We start from the raw sequence: 22996 nt of genomic DNA, 5'->3' as shown, positions 1-22996 counted from the left end.
GGTACCCGCCGGCGCTCTACTTCTTCTTGCGCTTCTCCCGCACCCGCACCGAGATCGAGATCGGCGTCCCGACGAATCCGAACTCCTCGCGCAGCCGGCGCTCGATGAAGCGCCGGTAGCCGGCCTCCAGGAAGCCCGAGGCGAACAGCACGAACCGCGGCGGACGGATGCCCGCCTGGGTGCCGAACAGGATGCGCGGCTGCTTGCCGCCGCGGATCGGGTGCGGGTGGGCGGCCACCAGCTCGCCGAGGAAGGCGTTCAGCCGCGCGGTCGGGATGCGGGTCTCCCAGCCCTCCAGCGCGGTCTCGATCGCCGGGACGAGCTTCTCCATGTGCCGGCCGGTCTTCGCCGAGACGTTGACCCGGGGGGCCCACTGCACCTGGACGAGGTCGCGCTCGATCTCGCGCTCCAGGTAGTAGCGGCGCTCCTCGTCCAGCTGGTCCCACTTGTTGTAGGCGATGACGACGGCGCGCCCGGCCTCGACAGCCATCGAGATGATCCGGGTGTCCTGCTCGGCGAGGGTCTCGCTGGCGTCGATCAGGATGACCGCGACCTCGGCCTTGTCCAGCGCGGAGGAGGTGCGCAGCGAGGCGTAGAAGTCGGCGCCGGCGGTCAGGTGGACCCGGCGGCGGATACCGGCGGTGTCGACGAACTTCCAGTTCTTGCCGCCGAGTTCGATCATCTCGTCGACCGGGTCGCGGGTGGTGCCGGCCAGCTCGTTGACGACCACCCGCTCCTCGCCGGCGACCTTGTTCAGCAGGCTGGACTTGCCGACGTTCGGGCGGCCGATCAGCGCGACGCGGCGCGGTCCGCCGGGGGCGGCGTCGCCGAAGGTCTGCGGCGGGGCCTCGGGCAGCGCGGACATGACGGCGTCGAGCAGGTCGCCCGAGCCGCGCCCGTGCAGCGCGGAGACCGGGAACGGCTCGCCCAGGCCCAGCGACCACAGGTACGCGGCCTCGGCCTCGGTGGACGGGCCGTCGACCTTGTTGGCGCACAGCACGGTCGGCTTGCCGGCCCGGCGGATGAGCTTGATCAGGGCTTCGTCGGTGTCGGTGGCGCCGACGGTGGCGTCGACGACGAACAGCACCGCGTCGGCCTGCTCGATGCCCAGCTCGGCCTGCGCGGCCACCAGCGCGTCGATGCCGAGGACGTCGATCTCCCAGCCACCGGTGTCGACGACCTTGAAGCGGCGGCCGTTCCAGCTGGCCTCGTAGGTGACCCGGTCGCGGGTGACGCCCGGCTTGTCCTCGACGACGGCCTCGCGGCGGCCGATGATGCGGTTCACCAGGGTCGACTTGCCGACGTTCGGGCGGCCGACGACGGCCAGCACCGGCAGCGGGATGTGCTCGGCGCCGTCGAAGCCGTCCACGCCGTCGACGTCGAAGCCCTCCTCGGCGGCGAGGGCCATGAACTCGGCGTAGTCGGCGGCGTCCAGTTCACCAGGGCTGGTGTCAGAGTGCTCTGCGGTCATGTTCGTCTGTTCCGTTTCCCGGCCCGGCCCTTCCCAGGGGCGTGCCGTGCGTACCTGCCCCGCTCGGGGCAGCGCGATTGGTTCTCCGCGGTGCCTCGGCGGCACCACGGCTCATTCGGTCGTCGTACCGACGACATGTCTGGTCGGATCGACGCATCCGGTCGGATCTGCGTCTCCGGCCGGATCGACGTGTTCGGTCACACCGATGTGTCCGGTCAGACCGACGACATCCCGGCCCGCTCCTCCACGAGCGCGGCGATCCGGTCGATCACCTGCTCCAGGGTGAGCTCGCTGGTGTCCACCAGGACGGCGTCCGCGGCCTGGGCCAGCGGGGCCGTCTTCCGGGAGGAGTCGGCGGCGTCCCGGCGGGCGAGGTCGGCGGCCATCGCGGTGATGGTCGCCTCATCGACGCCCTTGGCGCGCAGCTCGGCCGCCCGGCGCTCGGCCCGGGCCCGCTCGGAGGCGGTCAGGAAGACCTTGACGGTGGCGTTCGGGAACACCACCGTCCCCATGTCCCGGCCCTCGGCCACGATGCCGCGCTCGGCGACCTCGGCGCAGCCACGCTGCAGCTCCACCAGCCGGGCCCGCACCGCCGGCACCGCGGACACGGCGCTGACCTGTGCCGTCACCTCGGGGCCGCGGATCGGTCCGGAGACGTCCTGGCCGTCCACCGTGATGGTGGGGCCGTCCGCGGCCGTGCCCGACACGATCACCGGCTTGCCGCACGCGACGGCCACCGCCTCCGCGTCGGTCACGTCGACCTCGTTGGCCAGCATCCACCAGGTCATCGCCCGGTACATGGCGCCGGTGTCCAGGAAGCTCAGGCCCAGCCTGGCGGCCACCGCCCGCGAGACGGTCGACTTGCCGGAGCCGGAGGGTCCGTCGATGGCGACGACGACCGGGGCGTGCGCTCGGTCGGCAGTATCCACGGGGCGAACCTCTCTCTAAACACTGGACCCGGGAGCCTGGGCAGGCACACGACCGGGGATTGTCTCCCTCAAGGTTAATGGACCGCCGCCACACCCCGACCCCGCCCGCCTCAGGCCCCGGCAGCCCCCGTCTCAGGCCCCGGCAGCCCCCGTCTCAGGCCTCGGCCCCACCTCAGGCCTCGGCCCCACCTCAGGCCTCGGTCCCGCCCGCCGGATCTGCAGAACGGCGTTCCCGAGCCGGGGCCGCAGGTACTCGCCGTCCCGCTCGATGCCGAGGACGCCGCCCACGAAGGCCATCGGGAGCTCGGTGCCGAGGCGGTCCCAGACGAAGGGCACCTTCGAGACGTGGGACGGGAAGTCGTTCGGCACGAAGCGGTCCCGGTGGTAGGAGGCGTTCGCCGCCTCCCACCAGCCGAAGGACTCCCGCAGCCGGGGGCCGGCCGCCGTCTGAGTGTGCGCGAAGAAGGTGGTGAGCCAGCCGGTCACCTGCGGGCCGCCGGACATCGACTCCCACTTGTGGAACGAACGCCAGAAGCGCTCGTCCACCGGGCCGCCCGCCGCCGTCGCCGCGATCTCGTCGACCACCGGGCGCAGCTCGGCGAACCACGGCGCCAGCAGGTCGAAGCGCGCCGCGAGCTCGCCGACCCGCGCCGCCAGCAGCGCCCAGTCCTCGGCCGTGCCCTCCAGCCGGATCCGGGGGATGCCGCAACGGGTCTCCCAGCGGAAGTCGTAGTACGGGCTGACCACGTCCATCAGCGCCACCAGCGTCGAGGACTCGTCGTCCGGGCTCGTCGTCGAGAACGTCGGCCGGAACAGCTCCACCAGCTCCGACCCGACCGCCTCCGTCAGCGGCTCCCGCACCAGCCGGATCGACCGCGCCCAGTCCGGCCCCGACCCGAGCAGACCGTCGTCCCGGACCACGATCTGCCGCTTCACCCCGGGAGGCGCCGTGAACAGCCCCTCGTACACCGAGGCGTTCAACCGCACGTGCACCGCCACCTCGTGCACCACCGCGTACCAGAGCACGTCCGGCGACAGGCTCAACGGCAGGTGCTCGGCGAAGGCGGCGTGGGCCGCCCGCACCAGCAGGCTCCAGGTCGGCTCCGGCTCCGCGAACTCGAGGTACAGCGGCTCCGGCCTGGGCAGTTCGACCAGCGTCTCGACGCTTCGGTGGCGGATCCGGAACCCACCGCCCACCACCGCCCGCAGGAACCGCTCGTTCCCCAGGTCCTCCAACCGGCCGGAGGACCCGTGCCGGGTCTCGCCCAGCGGCAACTCGATGATCATTTCCCCCCCGTCGACAAACCCCTCAGTAGCCCCTCACTAGCTCCTCAGTAGCCCCTCCGGCCCCGAAGACCTCAGCCCCTCAGGCCCTCAGCCCCGAGGGCCCTCAGTCCCGAACGCTCCACCCACTCGCCCGCAGCGCCACCGTGAGCGGCTTGACCGCCCCCGGCGCCACCGACAGCTGGACGAAGCCCACCTGCTGCCCGGTCGAGTGCTCGATGACGACGTCCTCGATGTTGACCCCGGCCGCGCCGACCTCGCCGAACAGCCGGCCCAGCTCGCCGGGCTGGTCACCGAGCACCACGGCCACCGTCTCGTACCGGGTGGGCGGCGCGCCGTGCTTGCCGGGGATGCGGGCCTGGCCGGTGTTGCCGCGCCGCATGACCGCCTCGATCCCGGCCGCGCCCCCCCGGCGCTCGCCCTCCTCGGCGGCATCCAGGGCGCGCAGCGCGGTGACGGTGTCGCCGAGGTCGGCGGCCACCTCCTCCAGGATGTCGGCGACGGCACCCGCGTTGGCGGAGAGGATGTCGACCCACATGCCGGGGTTGGAGGCGGCGATGCGGGTGACGTCCCGGACACCCTGGCCGGAGAGCCTTATGGCGGTCTCGTCGGCGTGCTCCAGCCGGGCGGCGACCAGCGAGGACACCAGCTGCGGGGCGTGCGAGACCAGGGCGACGGCGCGGTCGTGCGCGGCCGCGTCCATCACGATCGGCATCGCGCCGCAGAGCGCGACCAGCTCCAAGGCGGCGTTGAGCGTCTCGGTGTCGGTGTCGTCGGTGGGGGTGAGCACCCAGGGCCGGCCCTCGAACAGGTCGGCGCGGGCGGCCAGCGGGCCGGAGCGCTCGCGGCCGGCCATCGGGTGGCTGCCGATGTAGTGGACGGTGTCGCAGCCGAGCGCGGCGACCTCGCTGCGCGGACCGGCCTTGACGCTGGCGACGTCGGTGTACCAGCGGGCCAGATTGCGGCGCTGGCAGTCCGCGAGCACCTTGCCGACCAAGGCGGGCGGGACGGCGATGATCGCCAGGTCGACCGGGCCCTCGGCCGGCTCGGTGGTACCGGCGCCGAGCGAGGCCGCGGTCCGGGCGGCGTCCGGATCGGCGTCCTCCAGGTGGACGGTCAGCCCGCGGCCGGCCAGGGCGAGCGCGGCGGAGGTGCCGATCAGTCCGGTACCGACGACGACGGCAGTGCGCATGGCGGGTCGCGCTCCTTCTCGAATTCTCGGGTACGCGGGTACTCGGGGTCTCTGGTTCTCGGGCCGGCCGGGCTCCCGAGACGGGCCGGGAACACACCCGCCCCATCCTCTCGCATCCACCCCACCGGTGCCCCCACCGCCCACCGGGTGGGCAACCGCGCCGGCCCCACCCCCGTCCCACAGCGTGCGGACGCACGGCGGGCCCGGCGGCGGGCACCCACGCCGCGCCCCGCGAAATCCGGCGACGCCCGCACCGAAGCCGGGCAGACTGACCGCCAACGCGGCGCGGGCGACACGCGGAACACGGCACGCGAACGAAGGGGTTGCGCATGGACGATCAGCACAGCGGCGACGATCAGCACGGCGTCGACAACCGGCACAGCGTGGACAACCAGGACGGCGTTGACAGCCGGCACGGCGGCGACGATCGGCACGGCGGCGGGGCCGGGCAGTCGAAACCGCCGGCCGTCCCCGCCCACCCGTCTGTCCTGGACTCGGTCGCGGTGTACGCCGAGGGCGCGGTGTGCCGCCGCCGGGCCAGCGTCCCGGTCCCGGCCGGCGGCCGGCTGCGGCTGACCGGCCTGCCGTCCTCGCTGGACGGCCGCTCGCTGCGCGCCCGGGTGCTCGGTGGCCCGGCCGGGGCGGCGGTCACCGAGGCCCGGCTGGAGCTGCTCGCCGAGTTCCACGAACCAGCAGAACTCCCCCGGCTCCGCCGCGAGTTGGACGATGCCATGGAGCGCCAGAGCACGCTCACCGAGCGCCACCGGCTGGTCCTGACCGCGATCGCCGAGACCTCCGCGCTGCGCGCCGTGCCGCCGCCGCGACGGCGCGAGGAGCCGCTGCGCCGTACGCCTGCCGACGCCTGGCTGGAGCTCGCCGACTTCGTCGACGAGCGCCTGGCCCGGCTCCAGGAGCGCGCCGAGGAGCTCACCCAGGAGATCGAACTCGCCGACCACGAGCGCGAGTTGGCCGCCGACCGGCTGGACCGCGTGTCCACCGCCGGCCCCGCCCTCCCGGTCGAGACCGCCGCCACCGTCCTGCTCACCCTCACCACACCTACCGCGGAAACCACCCCGGAGCCCGCCCCGGAGCCCGCCCCGGAGCCCGCCCCGGAAGCCTCCCCCGACCCCGCCACGGAAGCCGCCCCGGAACCCTCCGGACCAGCCCCCGCCGAGCCCCCCGCCCGACTCGACATCGAGCTGGAGTACGGCGTCCCCGCCGCCCGCTGGGTGCCCGCCTACCGCCTCTCCTACCGCCACGGCGCCGACTCCGGCCGACTCGTCCTGCGCGCCGTCATCGCCCAGCAGACCGGCGAGGACTGGTCCGGCGTCCGACTCGCCCTCTCCACCGCCGACCTCGACCGCCGCACCGACCTGCCCCGGCTCCGCTCGCTGCGGATCGGCCGCAGCCAGCCCGCCCCGCCGCCGTCCGGCTGGCGCGAGCCCCCGGCCGGCCTGGCCGACCTCTTCACCGGCTACGACGCGGCCGGCACCGGCTCCCGCCCGACCCCGCGCCACGCCGCCGCACGCCCCGTCTCGGCCCCGGGCCCGTACGGCTACACCCCCGAGGTCGGGAGCCTCGGCGGCGCCCGGGCCTCCGGTCCACGCCCGGCCGCCCCCGAGCTCGTGGCCGACGCCGCCCGGCTGGCCTCCCCCGCCTCGCGCGGCGGCACCCTGGACGTCAACGAACCGGTCCCGGCGCCCCCGCCCGGCTTCGCCGGCTACGGCGCCGCACCCGCCTCGATGCCTCGAACCCCTCTGCCCCAGGCCTCCCCACCGCCGCCCGCCCCCGTCGCGCCGGGCGGCGCGCCCCCGCCGGACCTGCAGCCCGCCGCCCGCCGTTCCCGCCACCGGGGCTACAGCAGCGACAACGGCAGCGACGGCACCGTCACCGAGGCCCCCGTCACCGGCTTCACCCCGGACGCCGCCCTGCTCGACTATCCCGACCTCGTCCTCGCCGGTCCCGACGCGCCCGCCGCCGAACGCGGCACCCTGCGCGCTCCTGCCGAGCGGGTCGGCCGCGAACAACCGGCCGCGCCGGTCCCGGGTGGCTCCGGCGGCGAGCGGGTCCGCTACCTCGCGCTCCCCCGGCACGCCGTCCCGCCCCGCGTGTCAGCCGGCTCCTTCGACCACCGCTTCGACTCCACCGCCCCCGCCGACATCCCGTCCGACGGCACCTGGCACACCGTCACGATCGACGAGATCCCGGTGTCCGTCCGCCCGGAGTACGTCACCGTCCCCTCGGTCGAGGAGAAGGTGTACGCCACCCTGGTGCTCGCCAACCGGACCGACCGCGCCGTGCTCGCCGGCCCGGTCGAGGTCACCGTCGACGAGGAGTTCCTGCTCACCGCCGCCCTGCCCACCCTCGCCCCCGGTGGTGAGCGGCGCCTGGGCATCGGTGTGACCGAGAGCATCGAGGTGGCGCGCCGCACCGAGCTGCACGAGTCCACCGCGGGCATGCTGAACAGCAGCACCGTGCTCGACCACCGGGTGCACGTCCAGCTGGCGAACCGGCTCGGCCGCACCGTCACCGTGGAGGTCCGCGAGCGCGTGCCGGTCACCTCCGACGCCGAGATCCGGATCGAGGAGCGGGCCGACTGGCACGCCCCGACGGTCTCCACACCGGACTGCCCGCCCAGCACCCGGCTCTGGCGGGTCGACCTGCCGCCCGGCGGCCGCACCGAGCTGGACGGCGGCTACCAGATCAAGATCCCGGCCGGAAAGGCCATCGTCGGCGGAAACCGGAGGAACTGAACGATGACCGGAGCGACCATCCCCCTCCCCGTCTCCGCCGTCACCTGCCTGGAGGACCGCAGCCAGGTCGAACGCACGGCCACCGTCGACCTCGCCGCGGGCGTCCAGCGGCTGCGGCTGGGCCCGCTCACCGCGCTCGCCGTCGACCGCACCCTGCGCGCCGAGACCACCGCCCCCGGCACCCGTGTGCTGGACGCCCGGATCGTCCGCGACTGGAGCCCGCGCGCCCCTCTGCCGCCCGGCCCGGACGACTCCCGGCTGCGCCGCCGGCTGCACGAACTGGAGACCGAGAGCCGCCTCGCCGACCAGACCCGCGCCCGGTTGGAGGCCCGGCTGGCACTGCTCGCCCAGCTCTCCGCCGACCTGCTGCGCGAGGTCGGCGAGGGCGCCGGGATCGGCGAGATCGAACGCACCCGCTGGGCCCGCGAGCTGGACCGGGTGGACGTCGAGCGCGAGCGCCACGGCGAGGAACTGCGGGCCACCCACTCCCGCCTGCGCCGCCTGGAGCAGGAGCGCTCGCAGGCCCTGATCGCCCTCGACCAGGCCGAGGAGGACCCGGCCGAGCTGATCGCCCACCTGGAGCTCACCGTCGAGGCGGCGCAGCCCGGCCCGAGCGGGGTGACCGTCACCCACCTGGTGCCGTGCGCGCTCTGGCGCCCCTCGTACCGGGCCACCCTGGACGGCGGGAGCCTGCGGCTGGAGTCGGAGGCGGTGGTCTGGCAGCGCACCGGCGAGGACTGGACCGGCGCCCGGCTCACCTTCTCCACCGCCCGCTCGGCCCTCGCCACCGACCCGCCCGCCGTCACCGAGGACGTGCTGTCGCTGCGCGAGCGCACGGCAGAGGAGCGCCGCACGGTCGAGGTGGAGCTGCGCGAGGAGACGGTCAGCACGCTCGGCCCTGCCGCCGGCGTGCCGGGGGTGGACGACGGCGGGGAGGTCCGGGTGCTGCCCGCGCCCGCCCCGGCCACCGTGCCCTCCGACGGCCGGGCGCACCGGGTGCCGCTCGGCGCCTTCACCGGGCCGGCGAACAGCGAGTACGCCTGCGCGCCGGAGCTGTCCCCGCTGGTGACCCAGGTGGTCCGGTTCCGCAACGCGGCCGGGCACCCGCTGCTCGCCGGCCCGGTCGAGCTGGTCCGCGGCAGCGGCTTCACCGGCCGGGGCGAGCTGGGCTTCACCGCCACCGGCGCCGAGGCCGAGCTGGCGTTCGGCAGTTCGGACGGCTACCGGGTGGTCCGCGAGACCGAGGAGCGCCAGGCCACCGCCGGGCTCACCGGCCGCCAGACCACCACCCGGACGGTGCGGCTGCACCTCTCCCGCTTCTCCGGCCCGGAGGAGCGGGACGAGCAGGTCGTCGCGGTCCGCGAACGGGTGCCGGTCTCCGAGGTGTCGGCGGTGGAGGTGCGGCTGCGCAAGGAGGAGTGTTCCCCCTCGCCGGACTCCTTCGACGCCGCGGGCATCCTCCGCTGGGACGTCCCGCTCGGGCCGGGCGCCCGCCGGACGGTCACGCTGGTGTACGAGATCGCCGCGACCGCCAAGGTCGCCGGCCTCTGAGCACCCCGGCCCCGACCGCCCAGACCCGAGCACCCCGCCCCCGGGCTCCACGCCGATCCGCTCGTGACGACCACTCAGGACCAGACCAAACCGGGTAGAACAGGAACATGATCCTCCACCTCACCCCCCTGGACGACTGGCTGGCCGACCCCGGTCGGCCGTACACCGCCGCGTCGCTGCTCACCGACGGGTTCATCCACTGCTCGGCGGACGAGCAGACGGCGCTCGCGGTGGCCAACGCCTTCTTCGCCGATACTCCCGACCCGCTGATGGTGCTGCTGATCGAGGAGTCGCTGGTGGAACCGATGGTCAAGTGGGAGGCCCCGCACGGCGCACCGCCGCCCGGGGCCACCCCCGGCGCGCTGTTCCCGCACGTCTACGGACGGCTCAACCGCTCCGCCGTCCAGGGTCTGCTGAAGGTCGAGCGCGGTCCGGACGGCCGCTGGGTGAGCCTCACCCCCTGGAGCTGACGACCCCTGCGGCCCGCTCGGCTCTGATCAGAGCCGGCCCTGATCAGAGCCGGCCCCGGTCCAGAACCGACCCCGGCTCAAAGCCGACCCCGGCTCAAAGCCAGCCCCGCTCCCGGGCCGCCATGCCGGCCTGGAAGCGGGTGGTGGCACCCAGCGACCGCATCAGGCTCTGCAGCCGGCGCTGGGTCGTCCGAGCGCTCCAGCCGAGCGACCGGGCGATCGACTCGTCGGTGAGGCCGGCCGCCAGCAGGCCCAGCAGCTTGCGGTGGTCGGCCTCCGGTTCCAACGTCGCGTCCCCGGTGCCGATCGCGGCCTGCAGTTGGACGGCGCGCTCCCACTCCGCCTCGAACAGCGTGTCCAGCGCCTGGAGCAGGGCGGAGGGGTGGATGACGTACGCGGCGTCGAGGACGCTGTCGCCCACGCTGATCGGGATGATCGCCATCCGGTCGTCCGACATGATCATCTTCATCGGCAGTGACGGCCGGACCCGGGCCTCCTCGCCGTCCGCCACACCGGCCAGGATGTTCCGCTCCAGCCGGCCCGGCCAGGCCACGGCGTCCCGGTCGTAGATGGTCCGCAGCCGCAGGCCCTCCCGCAGCCGCCGCCGCTGCAACGGGATCGGGGCCACCGGGTCCTGGATGTACGGTGGCCGGTCGAAGCCGCGGACCTGGTACTGGCTGGTCTCGGTGATGTGCTCCAGTCGCTGCGCGATCGCCTCGCCGCCGGTCAGCACCTCCACCGAGTGCGCCGGGTCGGTGTACCGGGAGGCTTCCCGGAAGGCATCCATCAGGCGGTGCATCTCGGCCCGGGCGTGCCGCAGTTCGGACTCGCGGTGGCCGATCAGGGTGCCGATCGCGACGTCGGGGGCGACCGGCAGGTAGCGCTGCCGGTCGACCGGCGCCCGGGTCGCCATACCCTGCTGCGCCAGCCGGTCCAGGGCGCGCACGCCCTGCTGGAGCGTCAGGCCGCAGCTGGCGGCCAGCTCCTCCGCGGTGGACTGCGGATTGGCCACCAGCGTCGCGTAGACCAGTCCGTCCGGCTCGGCCAGTCCCAGTGCGCTGAGTGGTGCATCGGACACGACGCCGTCTCCCCCGTTCGCCCCCACCGGCGCCCGCCCTGGCGCAGTCCCGCCACTGGGCGGGTGGTGGTCCGGTGGCCATCCTCTGCCACGGATCATGACGCTGACAAGGCCGTGACCAGGGGTTGCGGCCCGCCTCACACCCCGCCCCCGCCGAACGGCTGAGGGCCTCCCCGTCACTCGACGGGGAGGCCCTCAACAGAAACCCGAATATACCGACCGGTCTACATATCGCCCGGGTTCTATGCCGACCGGTCTACAGAAATATACCGACCGGTCTACAGACCGACCTCGCGCATCAGCTGCCCCACCTCGGGGTTGGTCAGGCGGCGCAGCCAGCCCGACTTCTGGTCGCCCAGCGCGATCGGACCGAAGTGCGTGCGCACCAGCTTCTCGACCGGGAAGCCGGCCTCGGCCAGCATCCGGCGGACGATGTGCTTGCGGCCCTCGTGCAGGGTCACCTCGACCAGGTAGTTCTTGCCGACGTTGGAGATCACCTTGAAGCTGTCGGCGCGCGCGTAGCCGTCCTCCAGCTCCACGCCCTGGGCCAGCTGCTTGCCCAGGTCACGCGGGATCGGCCCCTGGATGGCGGCCAGGTAGGTCTTGGTCACGCCGTACCGGGGGTGGGTGAGGCGGTGGGCCAGCTCGCCGTGGTTGGTGAGCAGGATGATGCCCTCGGTCTCGGTGTCCAGGCGGCCGACGTGGAACAGCCGGGTCTCCCGGTTGGTCACGTAGTCGCCGAGGCACTGCCGCCCGTCCGGGTCCTCCATGGTGGAGACCACGCCGGCCGGCTTGTTGAGCGCGAAGAACAGGTACGACTGCGTGGCGACGGTCAGGCCGTCCACCTTGATCTCGTCGTTCTGCGGGTCGACCCGCTTGCCCTGCTCGGTGACGCGCTTGCCGTTGACCTCGACCCGGCCCTGCTCGATCAGCTCCTCGCAGGCGCGGCGGCTGCCGATGCCAGCCCGGGCCAGCACCTTCTGCAGGCGCTCGCCCTCGGGCTCGCCGAAGGTCTTGGGCAGCTTGACGGCGGGCTTGTCGTGCCGGGCGAGGACGGCGTCCTCGATCTTGGCCTGCAGTTCGCGCGAGCGCTGCGGCTGGCGGCGCGGGTCGCCCGGGGCGCCCTGGCCCTCACGACGCGGACGCGGGGCCGGGCCGGGGCGCCGGCCGGCGAAGCCGCCGCGGGCGGGGGTGGCGTTGGGGCCGCCGCCGAACTCGGGGCGGTCGTAGCGCCGCTCCTCGGGCCGCAGCGGGCGGTCCGGGTACCGGCGGTCATCGCGGCGATCGTCCCGCCGGTCGTCGCGACGGCTGTCCCGCCCGTACGAGCCGGAGCCGCCCCGGGAGCTCGAACCCGAACCGCCACCGTACGAACCGCCGCGGGAGCTCGAACCCGAGCCACCGCCGTACGAACCCCCACGGGAGCCCGAACCCGAGCCGCCACCATACGAACCCCCACGGGAGCCCGAACCCGAACCCGAGCCCGAGCCGCCGCGACCGCTGCCGCTGCCGCCGTAGGAGCTGCCGCCCCGGCCCCCGCCCTGTCCGCCGCGACCGCTGCCGCCGCCGCTGCCGTTCCTGCCGTTGCCACTGCTACGCATCAAAGTGTCCGTACGTCGTTCCGTCTGGGATGTGCGGTCGTTTCGGCCGACCTCACCGCCCCCTACCGATCAGGCGCAGCCCGACCGGCCTCGCCACTGCCGTCCACGACCTGTACGGCAGCGGCGGCGACCGCCTCCGCGATCATCGTGCCCTCCAGGGACTCCGCTTCCACGTCGTCGACCTCGGGCAGGAAGGGAGCAAGCTCCGGCAGCTCGTCCAGGCCGCGGAGCCCCATCCGTTCCAGGAAGTAGTTCGTCGTCCGATACAGGATCGCACCTGTTTCGGGCTCGGATCCGGCCTCTTCCACCAGTCCTCGCTGTACCAGGGTACGCATCACGCCGTCACAGTTCACACCACGGACGGCGGAAACCCGGGATCTGGACACCGGCTGCCGGTAGGCGACGACCGCCAGGGTCTCCAGCGCGGCCTGCGTCAGCCGGGCCTGCTGGCCGTCCAGCAGGAAGCGGTCGACGGCCGGCGCGCAGGTGTCCCGGCTGTAGAACCGCCACCCGCCGGCGACCAGCCGCAGGTCGAATCCCCGGCCCTGGGCGGTGTACTCGGCGGACAGTTCGCGCAGCGCCACGGCCACCTGCGCCCGGGGTCGCTCCAGCACGCCCGCCAGCCGCTCCTCCCCGGCGGGCTCGTCGACGACCATCAGGATCGCCTCCAGCTCGGCCTTCAGCCCGGCTTCGGCCGGGCCCTCGTCCTCGACCGGATCGGTAGCGCCGGAAGTCGACGGAGCCGACTTCTGGTGCCCGACCCGCGCCTCGCCCTCCCCCGAGGCCGCCACCGGCTCCACCAGCGCCACAGGCGGCACAGGAGCCACCTCAGGCGCCCCGGCAGGCTCCACCACAGGCACCGCCACCGGCACCGGCTCCGCAATCGGCTCCGGCAGCAGCTCGAAGGCCGGCTCCAGCCACTCCTCGACCCGCGGCCGCCCCGGCAGCCCGAGCGGGCGCCGCACCGGCCGCCCGCCTCCCTCGCTCGCGCCGCCCCCGCTCCCGCTCCCGCCGCTCATCGACTCTCCTCCCGCTCCCGCTCTCCCGCCGGCCGATCGAACTCGTCCGTCACCTCGACCGAGCCCCGATCCGCCTCCGCCACCCAGCGCACCAGCAGCTCGCCCAGCGCCTCCGGCTGCTCGAAGGCCAGCACCCGCTCCCGGTACAGCTCCAGCAGCGCCAGGAAGCGGGCGACGACCACCAGGTCGTCCGGCGCGTCCGCGACCAGCCGCTGGAACGACGCCTCGCCCAGCTCGGTGAGCAGCCCGACCACGAGCCCGGCCTGCTCGCGCACGCTGACCGGCGGGCTGTGGATGTGGTCGACGTACACGACCGGCTTCGGCTTGGGCTCCATGGCCTTGGCCGCCAGCTGCGCGAGCCGCTCCGGGCCGACGGTGATCACCACCTCGGGCAGCAGCGCGGCATGCCGCGGCTCCAGCCCGACGGCGCGCGGGCGCCGGGCCAGCTCGGCGGCCCAGCGCTCGCCGAACAGGGCCGCCGCCCGCTTGTACGCCCGGTACTGCAGCAGCCGGGCGAACAGCAGGTCGCGGGCCTCCAGCAGCGCCAGGTCCTCCTCGTCCTCGACCTCGGCGGCGGGCAGCAGCCGGGCGGCCTTGAGGTCGAGCAGGGTCGCGGCGACGACCAGGAACTCGGTCGCCGCGTCCAGGTCCCAGTCCGGGCCCATCGCCCGGATGTGCGCCATGAACTCGTCCGTGACGGTGGCCAGCGCCACCTCGGTGACGTCGAGCTTGTGCTTGGCGATCAGGCTGAGCAGCAGGTCGAAGGGGCCTTCGAAGTTGTCCAGCCGTACCTGGAAGCCGCCCCGCGACGGGTTCTCGTGCTCGGTCGCGTTCACGGCGGTGGCGGGTGGTTCGGCGGTGCTCGGCATGACGGTCCATCTTCACCCGGCCCGGCCGCCCGCCCCGTCCCGGGGCCGTCGACACGCCGTCGACCCCGTCGACCCCGCCGGCACGCTCCATCACGCACCGTCACGTCGCCAACACGTGCTCGTCGCGCACGCGGCAGGCCGTCGACAAGCCGTCGACGCGCAGTCGACCCGCCGCCGAGCAGCACCGGGGCGCCCGCCGAGGCCCGGGAGGGGGCCTACCGGCCGCGCAACCGCCGGACCAGGATGGAGGCCTCGCCGCGCTGCTCCAGGTCCGCCAGGACGACCGCGATGGCCTCCCGGACGATCCGCCCGCGGTCCACGGCCAGGCCGTGCTCGCCGCGCAGCACCAGCCGGGTGTGCTCCAGGTCCATGAGCTCCTCGGCGGACACGTACACGGTGATCTTCTCGTCGTGCCGCTCGCGCCCGCTGGGGCGGCGCGGCGCCCGACCGCGCGGCCGGGCGCGCCCGGCCGCGCCGGGCTGCTCCTCCGCGGCGCCGGGGTGCTGGCGGCCGATCGGCGCGGCGGCGCCTCGACCGCCGGAGGCGGCCTGCGCGGCCCCCTGGGGCCCGGCCGCCGTGGCGGAGCGCTGGGCCGGCGGCTGCACGGACGCCGGTGCGCCGGCGGCCGGCTGCTGGTCCTGGGACGGCTGGCGCCCGGCCTCGCCGGTGCGCTGGGCGTCCCGGGCGCCCTCAGCGCCCTCCGTGCCGTTGCCGGTCCGCGCGGTCTCCGGTCTGGATGCCTCGGCGGCCGGACGCGGTGCGAGGGACGGCGACAACGCCATCCCGCCGGTGGTCCGGAACAGCTCGTCGGCACCCGGGAGACTCACTCGGCGGGGCGGCACCGGTCGAGCACCTCCCTGGCGAGCTGACGGTAGGCGGCGGCACCGACCGAGTTGGTCGCGTACGTGGTGATCGGCTCGCCGGCGACGGTGGTCTCCGGGAAACGGACCGTCCGCCCGATGACGGTGTGGAAGACGTGCTCGCCGAACGCCTCGACGACGCGCGCCAGCACCTCGCGGCTGTGCACGGTGCGCGAGTCGTACATGGTCGCGAGGATGCCGTCCAGGCGCAGCTCGGGGTTGAGCCGCTCGCACACCTTCTCGATGGTCTCGGTCAGCAGCGCGACGCCGCGCAGCGCGAAGAACTCGCACTCCAGCGGGACGATGACGCTGTGAGCGGCGGTCAGCGCATTGACCGTCAGCAGGCCCAGCGAGGGCTGGCAGTCGATGATGACGTAGTCGTAGTCGGGCAGCAGCGGCTTCAGGGCGCGCGCCAGCGCGGACTCCCGGGCCACCTCGCTGACCAGCTGCACCTCGGCGGCGGAGAGGTCGATGTTGGACGGCAGCAGGTCCATGCCCGGCACGGCCGTCTTGAGCAGCACCTCATCGGCCGTCAGGCCCCGCTCCATGAGCAGGTTGTAGACGGTGACGTCGAGCTCCATCGGATTGACGCCGAGGCCGACCGAGAGCGCGCCCTGCGGGTCGAAGTCGACGAGCAGCACCCGGCGGCCGTACTCGGCCAGCGCGGCGCCCAGGTTGATGGTCGACGTGGTCTTGCCGACGCCGCCCTTCTGGTTGCACATGGCGATGATCTGCGCGGGGCCGTGCTCGGCGACCGGCGCGGGGATCGGGAAGTACGGCAGCGGCCGGCCGGTCGGGCCGACCCGCTCGCGGCGCTGGCGCGCGGCGTCGGGGGCCAGCGTGGCGGCGTACTCCGGGTCCGGCTCGTACTCGGCGTCCGGGTCGTCGTAGGCGCCGTAGGCGAACTCGCCGTAGGCCAGGCCGTAGGCCGCCAAGTCGGCGTCGTGATCGGTCACCGTGGTCACCTGTGCTGTGTTCTGGCGTGCTTCGAAGGTACGGAGTGCGACCGAGCCGACCTCGGCCGAGCCCACGGAGGGCTGCCGGGCCCCGGACTCCTCACTCGGCTGGCCGGCGGTGCGCTCCGCCAGTCCTGGCTGACCACCCCCGGGAGCAAATGTCGACTCATTCACAAGTCGTCTTACCTCCTTGGGCATCCAGGACTCTATGTCGATTCGTCAGCGTGGCAGCATGCCAACGGTTTGCGACTCTAGGCCGTTCAAGGCGTTCGCAGCAACACAATCCACGGTAGTGGGCAGGATGTGTCGACTATCGGGCGGGCCGATGTCAAGGGATGAGTAGGCCGTTGACCCTAACGTTTCTGCGGTGGGGTGAGACGACCGACGGAAATTGACGACAGAGCGACCCACCCACAACACCGCCTGCTCACGGGCATGGCGAAGCCCCCGACCCGAGGTGATCGGGTCGGGGGCGAACGACCGCAGGGCGGCCTGCCGGATCAGGCGAGCACGCTCTCCAGCGAGACCGACTCCAGGCCGAAGGCCTCGGCCACGGCCGGGAAGGTGATCTGGCCCTCGTGCACGTTCAGGCCCTTGGCGAGCGCCGGGTCACGGCGCAGCGCCTCCTTCCAACCGCGGTTGGCCAGCTCGACGACGTACGGCAGCGTCGCGTTGGTCAGCGCGTAGGTGGAGGTGTTCGGGACCGCGCCCGGCATGTTGGCCACGCAGTAGAAGACCGAGTTGTGGACCTGGAAGGTCGGCTCGGCGTGCGTGGTCGCGTGCGAGTCCTCGAAGCAGCCGCCCTGGTCGATGGCGATGTCGACGAGCACGGAGCCCGGCTTCATGCGGGAGACCAGCTCGTTGGTGACGAGCTTCGGGGCCTTGGCGCCCGGGATCAGCACGGCACCGATGACCAGGTCGGCCTCGATGACGGCCTTCTCCAGCTCGAAGGTGTTGGAGACGATGGCCTTGATCTTCGTGCCGAAGATGCGGTCGGCCTCGCGCAGCTTGTTGATGTCGCGGTCGAGCAGGGTCACCTCGTAGCCCATGCCGATCGCGATGGTGGCCGCGTGCCAGCCGGAGACGCCGCCACCGATGACGACGGCCTTGGCCGGGTGGGTGCCGGGCACGCCGCCGGGCAGCACGCCGCGGCCGCCGGCCGGGCGCATCAGGTGGTACGAGCCGACCTGCGGGGCGAGCCGGCCCGCGACCTCGGACATCGGGGCGAGCAGCGGCAGGGCGCCGTTGCCGAGCTGCACGGTCTCGTACGCGATGGCGGTGGTGCCCGAGGCGATCAGCGCGTCCGTGCCGGGGCGGTCGGCCGCCAGGTGCAGGTACGTGAAGAGGGTCTGGCCCTTGCGCAGCCGGTGGTACTCGGAGGCGATGGGCTCCTTGACCTTCAGCAGCAGGTCGGCCGTGGCCCACACCTCGTCGGCGGTGGGGAGGATGGTGGCGCCGGCGGCCACGTACTCCTCGTTGGGGATCGAGGAGCCGACACCGGCGTTGTCCTCGATGTAGACCTCGTGTCCGTTGCGGACCAGCTCATGCACGCCGGCGGGCGTGATGGCCACGCGGTACTCGTGGTTCTTGACCTCGCGGGGGATGCCGACCTTCACGGCTAAACACGTCCTCTTGCCATGGGGGTCCCTACCGGAGAAGACCGGCGGGCGACGCGCACGTGGGGAAGCCACCGGGGCAGCCCGGGGCGGGGATCGCTGCGCGACTGAGTTCGAGTGTAATGAAGCCCAGTCGGCGTGTCAGCCTTCCAAAGTGAATAAATCTGCCGAACACATTGGCAGGTTCGTAGGCTTCCCTTGCGATCTTCCCGCCAAAGGTGTACTAACCGGGCATCTTCGACAATACCTCCGAAAGACCCCTCACCACCCGGCGTCGACGCGTTCCCGCAGGTCCGCGAGGGCGGCCCCGACGGCCTCCCGGCCGCGCTCGTCGCCGAGCCTGCGCAGCACCGCCAGCGCGGCCCGGTACTCGCGGTCCGCCTCGTCGAAACGGCGCTGCGCGGCGTGCGCCTCGGCCACCCGGGCGAGCAGCCGGGCCTCGGCGGCGTGGTCCCCCATCGACTGCCGCAGGCCCAGCGCCCGCCCGTACCAGTCGGCGGCGCGCACCGCGTCACCGAGCGCCCGGTGGCAGCCGGCCGCACCCTCCAGGGCCCGGGCGCAGAGCGGCTCGTCCCCGGCCGACCGGGCGTGCTCCAGGGCGGCCCGGTAGTGCGTGACGGCCTGCTCCCAGCGACCGGCGGCGGCCTGCAGGTCGCCCAGGTTGAGCAGCGCGGCCGAGGCCCGGCGGGGTCTGCCGTGCCGCTCGGCGACGGTCAGCACCAGTTCGTGCAGCCGGTAGAGGTCGGCCGGGGCGGCGCCGGTCAGCGGCAGGGTCCGCAGCAGCGCGGTCACCAGCCGGCCCGCCGAGCCGTCCAGGTCGCCCTGGCCGATCGCGTCGGCCACCGCCCCGAGCAGCAGGTCCCGCTCGCCGAGCAGCCACTCCCGGGCGTGCGCGGCCGAGTCCAGCCGCAGGACGGCGGGCAGCGGGTCGGGCCCGGGGCCGCTCGCCGGGTCCAGCAGGGCGCGGGCCGACTCGGTGAGCCGGACCAGCCGCTCCAGCAGCCGGGCCCGGGCGAGCTCGGTCTCGGCGGGCCGGTCCTCCAGCTCGCGCAGCCGGACCAGTCTCGGGTAGAGGCGGCCGGGGACCCGGTAGCGCGGGCTGCCGTCGGCGGCCGGGGCCTCCTGGCCGAGTAGTTCCCGCTCGACCAACGCGGCGAGCGTCGCGGCCGCCTCCGGCGCCGGGCAGCCGACCAGGGCGGAGGCGGTGCGCGGATCGGCGGTCTGCGCCGGGGCCAGGGTGAGGGTGCGCAGCATCCGTGCCTGGGCGGCCGGCAGCGTGCCGTACAGCAGGGTGAACGCGCCGATCAGCGGGTCGCTGTCCGGCACGGGCACCGGCTCTGCGGGCTCCGGGCCGGGCTTCACCCAGGCCGTCCGGTCCCCCGCCGTCCCACCGTCGGCGGGCTCCGGCGCCGGACCCTCGGCCGGCTTCTCCCCCCCCTTCACGGACGTCGAGGACCCCGCGGACGCCAGGGGCCCTGCGGGCGTCGAGGACACCGGGGTCGTCGGAGGCTTCGCGGCCTTCCCGGCCTTCCCCGGCGTCGAACCCGGTACGGGCTTCCCGGGCTTTTCAGGCCTCCCGGGGTTTCCGGGCTTCCCCGACTGCCCGGCCTGCCCCGGCTTCGCGGCCTTCGAGGCCTGAGCGGCCTTCGCGACCTGAGCGGCCTTCGATGCCTCCCCCTTCGGTGCCGCCGCCCGCGCCGACTCCTCCCCCAGCACCCGGGTGAGCTCGCGCGCCGCCTCGGTGACGGCCGTCTTCGGATCGCCCCGCAGCCACCCGGCCATCAACCGCAGCGCCGCCGGCCGGGCCGCGCAGGCCTCGGCCAGGTCGGCGCCGCCGACCGGGTCGCAGGAGATCCGGGTGCCGCCGACCAGGTCGGCGAGCAGTTCGCCGGAGGCCTGCCGGTCCAGCCCGCCGAGGATCACCGGGTCGATGTCCTCGATGCCGGTGAGCGGCCCGGCGGTGGTGGCGAGCACCAGGCAGCCGGGTTCGTCGGCGAGCAGCGGCCACAGCTGCCCGGCGTCCCGGACGTCGTCCAGCACCAACAGCACCTTCCGCCCGGCGAGCGCCTCGCGCAGCGCCACGCAGGCGGGCTCGTCCCGCCCGTCCTCGATGGTGCCGGGCAGCGGCACGGGGGCCTCGGGGTCGAGCTGCTCCAGCAGCAGGCGGGCGGCCCGGGCGGGCGGCACGCGCCCGCCGTCGGGGGCTGACAGCCGGGCGAAGAGCACGCCGTCGGGGTAGGCCGGGGCGGCGGTGCGGGCGAAGCGGACGGCCAGCGTGGTGCGGCCCGAACCGGGACGCCCGGCCAGGACCAGCACCGGGCTGCGGCCGATGGCCGGGCGGGCTGCGGCGGCCCGCAACGCGGCCAGTTCGGCACGCCGTCCGACGAACAGTGCGGGCCCGCCCGGCAGCCGGTCGAGGCCCGGAACGGCCCCGGCGGGCGCGTCGGGGCCGGGGTCCATCGTCGCCGTCTTCCTCGCCACCCGTGCCACTCCCGACGTCATCCGGCGCTCAGCGGAGGCGGCCCCAGACGGGCGCCCTGTCTGCGAAGCGTAGTTCGACCGTCAGGCTCAACCGAGGTGACATCCGGTCGTACGAACCGGTAAATCACCCCCGCGGATCAACAGCTGGGTGCATCCGGGTCGGCAGCGGGGGTACGGGCCGTTCGCCCACTCACCCCTCGAAGGGCCGGGCCGGCCACGGCGAGTCCGCCGCACGCAGCCCGTCCAGCCCGTCCGGGCCGGTGAGCGCGGCGTGCACGGCGAGCGTGCCGGTGACCAGGGTCGGGTTGTGGAGCCGCCCTGCCTGGATCAGCCGGATCAGTTCGGGCACCGGCACCCAGGCGACCTCGATCTCCTGTTCCTCGCCCTGCGCCGCGTAGCGCTCGCCCTCGGCCTCCGAGAGGTCGGTGGCGAGGAACATCCGCAGCGCCTCGTCGGTGCCGCCCGGGGAGGTGTAGTAGTCGGCGAGGATCCGCCAGGTGTCGGCCTTGCAGTGCGCCTCCTCGTACAGCTCGCGCTGCGCGGCGTGCCACGGGTTCTCGCCGGGCACGTCGAGCAGGCCGGCCGGCAGCTCCCACAGGCGCTGGCGGACGGGGTGGCGGTACTGCCGCAGGACCAGCACCCGCTGCTTGTCGTCCAGGGCGAGCACGGAGACCGAGCCGGGGTGGGTCTGGTAGTCGCGGCGGGCCCAGCTGCCGTCGGGCATCCGGACCTCCTCGCTGCGCACGCCGGTGACCTTGCCCTGGAACGGCGTCCGACTCTCCCGGACCTCCCACTCCTCGGCCGCGTCGGCGATCACCAGGTCGCTCTGCTCGTCCATCGTTCTCCCCTTTTCGTCAGTACGACACAATCTAACGCCGAACGGCGGCCCCGCGGGAATCGCGGGGCCGCCGTTCGGTGAACGACGGACGACGTGCGTCGCCCTACTTGGCCACGCCGGTCTTGATCTCGATGGCGGCCTTGACCAGGCCCGCGAACAGCGGGTGCGGGCGGGTCGGGCGGGACTTCAGCTCCGGGTGGGCCTGGGTGGCCACCAGGTACGGGTGCACCTCGCGCGGGTACTCGACGTACTCGACCAGGTCGCCCTTGGGAGAGAGGCCGGAGAACTGCAGGCCGGTCTTCTCCAGGTCCGCGCGGTAGGCGTTGTTGACCTCGTAGCGGTGGCGGTGGCGCTCCTCGACGTACTGCTCGCCGCCGTAGACCTCGCGGACGATCGAGCCCTCGGCGAGCTTGGCCGGGTACAGGCCCAGGCGCATGGTGCCGCCCAGGTCGCCCTTGCCGTCGACGATGGCCAGCTGCTCGGCCATGGTGGAGACGACCGGGTGCTTGGCCGCGGCGTCGAACTCGGTGGAGTTGGCCTCGGGCAGGCCGGCCAGGTTGCGGGCCGCCTCGATGACCACGCACTGCAGACCCAGGCACAGGCCGAGCAGCGGGATCCGGTTCTCGCGGGCATAGGTGATGGCGCCGACCTTGCCGTTGACGCCGCGGTCACCGAAGCCGCCGGGGATGCAGATCGCGTCCACGTCGCCGAGCTGCGCCTGGGCGCCCTCGGGGGTCTCGCAGTCGTCCGAGGTGACCCACTTGATCTCGACCCGGGCGTTGTTGGCGAAGCCGCCGGCGCGCAGCGCCTCGGTCACCGACAGGTACGCGTCCGGCAGGTCGATGTACTTGCCGACCAGGGCGACCTTGACGATGTGCTGCGGCTCGTGAACGCGGCGCAGCAGGTCGTCCCAGGTGGTCCAGTCCACGTCGCGGAACGGCAGGTCGAGCCGGCGCACCACGTAGGCGTCCAGGCCCTCGCCGTGCAGGACCTTGGGGATGTCGTAGATCGACTTAGCGTCGATGGCCGCGACCACCGCCTCCTCGTCCACGTCGCACATCAGCGAGATCTTGCGCTTGATCGCCTGCGGGACCTCGCGGTCGGCGCGCAGCACGATCGCGTCGGGCTGGATGCCGATGTTGCGCAGCGCGGCGACGGAGTGCTGGGTGGGCTTGGTCTTCAGCTCGCCCGAGGGGCCGATGTAGGGCAGCAGGGAGACGTGCACGAAGAACACGTTGTCCCGGCCGACCTCGTGGCGGACCTGGCGGACGGCCTCCAGGAACGGCAGCGACTCGATGTCGCCGACGGTGCCGCCGACCTCGGTGATCACCACGTCGACGTCCTCGGTCGCCATCCGGCGGATCCGGGACTTGATCTCGTTGGTGATGTGCGGGATGACCTGCACGGTGTCGCCCAGGTACTCGCCGCGGCGCTCCTTGGCGATGACGGTGGAGTAGACCTGGCCGGTGGTGACGTTCGCCGAACCGTGCAGGTTGGTGTCCAGGAACCGCTCGTAGTGGCCGATGTCCAGGTCGGTCTCGGCGCCGTCGTCCGTGACGAAGACCTCACCGTGCTGGAACGGGTTCATGGTGCCCGGGTCCACGTTGAGGTACGGGTCGAGCTTCTGCATGGTGACGCGCAGGCCGCGGGCCTTGAGGAGCGCGCCGAGGCTGGAGGCGGTGAGGCCCTTGCCGAGCGAAGAGGCGACACCCCCGGTGACGAAGAGGTGCTTGGTCGTCACGGCGCGGCCGTTCGCTGCCTTGCCGGAATGGGGCTGTGCCAAGAGGGGGCTCCCGTGGGTCGCGTGTCGGAGGTGACGTGGGCGGGATGGCTCTCGGCTCGCCGGGCGACGGGAGGCCGGTGCGGTGCACGGCGCTCGGGGGGTCGTCGATTCGGCTGGTCCGGGGCGTTTGATCCCACCGGTCCACGGGATACCAGGGTATCAGTGACCCGACCGGGACGCCTTCCGGCCCGCTCGCGGCGCACCGGGGGCGTGCGCGGGGCGCACCACCGGCGCATCACGAGGCGCAG

General features: G+C 73.8%; 17 protein-coding genes. 3 read left to right on the top strand and 14 right to left on the bottom strand.

The features are described 5' to 3' along the window. Positions 1–16: 16 nt before the first annotated feature. The 4 genes from der to ACIOJE_RS18475 form a co-directional block, all read right to left on the bottom strand. Positions 17–1471, bottom strand: coding sequence for a ribosome biogenesis GTPase Der (der, locus tag ACIOJE_RS18490; RefSeq protein WP_400777283.1), 1455 nt, complete (start codon positions 1469–1471; stop codon positions 17–19). Positions 1472–1686: 215 nt separating this feature from the next. Further along, the gene (cmk, locus tag ACIOJE_RS18485) at positions 1687–2400 is read right to left on the bottom strand and encodes a (d)CMP kinase (RefSeq protein WP_400673077.1); all 714 of its coding nucleotides are present in this window, start codon (positions 2398–2400) and stop codon (positions 1687–1689) included. A gap of 132 nt (positions 2401–2532) precedes the next feature. Further along, positions 2533–3687, bottom strand: coding sequence for a DUF4419 domain-containing protein (locus ACIOJE_RS18480; protein ID WP_400777282.1), 1155 nt, complete (start codon positions 3685–3687; stop codon positions 2533–2535). Between the two features lie 103 nt (positions 3688–3790). Further along, positions 3791–4876: a prephenate dehydrogenase gene (locus ACIOJE_RS18475; protein ID WP_400777281.1), complete on the bottom strand. Its 1086-nt coding sequence runs from the start codon at positions 4874–4876 to the stop codon at positions 3791–3793. A gap of 329 nt (positions 4877–5205) precedes the next feature. Here ACIOJE_RS18475 and ACIOJE_RS18470 point away from each other — a divergent pair, with 329 nt between their 5' ends. The 3 genes from ACIOJE_RS18470 to ACIOJE_RS18460 all read left to right on the top strand — a co-directional run bounded on the left by ACIOJE_RS18470 (position 5206) and on the right by ACIOJE_RS18460 (position 9650). Next, on the top strand, positions 5206–7629 hold the full coding sequence (locus ACIOJE_RS18470; protein ID WP_400777280.1) for a DUF4139 domain-containing protein: 2424 nt from the start codon (positions 5206–5208) through the stop codon (positions 7627–7629). Between the two features lie 3 nt (positions 7630–7632). Further along, complete coding sequence (locus ACIOJE_RS18465; RefSeq protein ID WP_280685965.1) at positions 7633–9180, top strand: mucoidy inhibitor MuiA family protein; 1548 nt, start codon at positions 7633–7635, stop codon at positions 9178–9180. 107 nt (positions 9181–9287) lie between these two features. Next, positions 9288–9650, top strand: a complete 363-nt coding sequence (locus ACIOJE_RS18460; protein ID WP_280685964.1) for a DUF952 domain-containing protein — start codon at positions 9288–9290, stop codon at positions 9648–9650. Between the two features lie 94 nt (positions 9651–9744). On the opposite strand, the gene ACIOJE_RS18455 is transcribed toward ACIOJE_RS18460, so the two are convergent. From ACIOJE_RS18455 to ACIOJE_RS18410, 10 genes are all read right to left on the bottom strand, one after another. Further along, positions 9745–10728: a helix-turn-helix domain-containing protein gene (locus tag ACIOJE_RS18455; protein ID WP_280685963.1), complete on the bottom strand. Its 984-nt coding sequence runs from the start codon at positions 10726–10728 to the stop codon at positions 9745–9747. Between the two features lie 278 nt (positions 10729–11006). Beyond that, positions 11007–12326, bottom strand: a complete 1320-nt coding sequence (locus tag ACIOJE_RS18450; protein WP_400777278.1) for a pseudouridine synthase — start codon at positions 12324–12326, stop codon at positions 11007–11009. A 62-nt stretch (positions 12327–12388) separates the two neighbouring features. Beyond that, complete coding sequence (locus tag ACIOJE_RS18445) at positions 12389–13009, bottom strand: SMC-Scp complex subunit ScpB (protein ID WP_280685982.1); 621 nt, start codon at positions 13007–13009, stop codon at positions 12389–12391. Between the two features lie 332 nt (positions 13010–13341). Beyond that, on the bottom strand, positions 13342–14214 hold the full coding sequence (locus ACIOJE_RS18440) for a segregation and condensation protein A (RefSeq protein WP_400777276.1): 873 nt from the start codon (positions 14212–14214) through the stop codon (positions 13342–13344). Positions 14215–14429: 215 nt separating this feature from the next. Further along, positions 14430–15041, bottom strand: a complete 612-nt coding sequence (locus tag ACIOJE_RS18435) for a hypothetical protein (RefSeq protein ID WP_400777275.1) — start codon at positions 15039–15041, stop codon at positions 14430–14432. Beyond that, positions 15038–16105, bottom strand: coding sequence for a ParA family protein (locus ACIOJE_RS18430; protein ID WP_030245868.1), 1068 nt, complete (start codon positions 16103–16105; stop codon positions 15038–15040). The genes ACIOJE_RS18435 and ACIOJE_RS18430 overlap by 4 nt, the downstream gene beginning before the upstream one ends. A gap of 425 nt (positions 16106–16530) precedes the next feature. Further along, a complete protein-coding gene (gene ald, locus ACIOJE_RS18425) occupies positions 16531–17646 on the bottom strand; it encodes an alanine dehydrogenase (RefSeq protein ID WP_280685958.1) in 1116 nt (371 codons plus the stop codon). A 261-nt stretch (positions 17647–17907) separates the two neighbouring features. Continuing rightward, positions 17908–20127: a tetratricopeptide repeat protein gene (locus ACIOJE_RS18420; protein WP_400777273.1), complete on the bottom strand. Its 2220-nt coding sequence runs from the start codon at positions 20125–20127 to the stop codon at positions 17908–17910. 190 nt (positions 20128–20317) lie between these two features. Next, entirely contained in the window at positions 20318–20947 is a 630-nt protein-coding gene (locus ACIOJE_RS18415) for an NUDIX domain-containing protein (protein WP_400673557.1), read from the bottom strand. A 121-nt stretch (positions 20948–21068) separates the two neighbouring features. After that, positions 21069–22748: a CTP synthase gene (locus ACIOJE_RS18410; protein ID WP_280685955.1), complete on the bottom strand. Its 1680-nt coding sequence runs from the start codon at positions 22746–22748 to the stop codon at positions 21069–21071. Between the last annotated feature and the right edge of the window lie 248 nt (positions 22749–22996).

Source organism: Kitasatospora sp. NPDC087861 (assembly GCF_044742585.1).
In the GTDB taxonomy this organism is placed as follows: Bacteria; Actinomycetota; Actinomycetes; order Streptomycetales; family Streptomycetaceae; genus Kitasatospora.
The sequence above is the reverse complement of the archived record's forward strand: the minus strand, read 5'-3'. Positions and strand labels throughout refer to the sequence as shown.

What these genes read in the sequence shown, in the direction of transcription:
- der (WP_400777283.1), bottom strand. Translation starts at nt 1,471, where the DNA reads ATGACCGCAGAGCACTCTGACACCAGCCCTGGTGAACTGGACGCCGCC.
- ACIOJE_RS18480 (WP_400777282.1), bottom strand. Translation starts at nt 3,687, where the DNA reads ATGATCATCGAGTTGCCGCTGGGCGAGACCCGGCACGGGTCCTCCGGC.
- ACIOJE_RS18475 (WP_400777281.1), bottom strand. Translation starts at nt 4,876, where the DNA reads ATGCGCACTGCCGTCGTCGTCGGTACCGGACTGATCGGCACCTCCGCC.
- ACIOJE_RS18470 (WP_400777280.1), top strand. Translation starts at nt 5,206, where the DNA reads ATGGACGATCAGCACAGCGGCGACGATCAGCACGGCGTCGACAACCGG.
- ACIOJE_RS18465 (WP_280685965.1), top strand. Translation starts at nt 7,633, where the DNA reads ATGACCGGAGCGACCATCCCCCTCCCCGTCTCCGCCGTCACCTGCCTG.
- ACIOJE_RS18460 (WP_280685964.1), top strand. Translation starts at nt 9,288, where the DNA reads ATGATCCTCCACCTCACCCCCCTGGACGACTGGCTGGCCGACCCCGGT.
- ACIOJE_RS18450 (WP_400777278.1), bottom strand. Translation starts at nt 12,326, where the DNA reads ATGCGTAGCAGTGGCAACGGCAGGAACGGCAGCGGCGGCGGCAGCGGT.
- ACIOJE_RS18440 (WP_400777276.1), bottom strand. Translation starts at nt 14,214, where the DNA reads ATGCCGAGCACCGCCGAACCACCCGCCACCGCCGTGAACGCGACCGAG.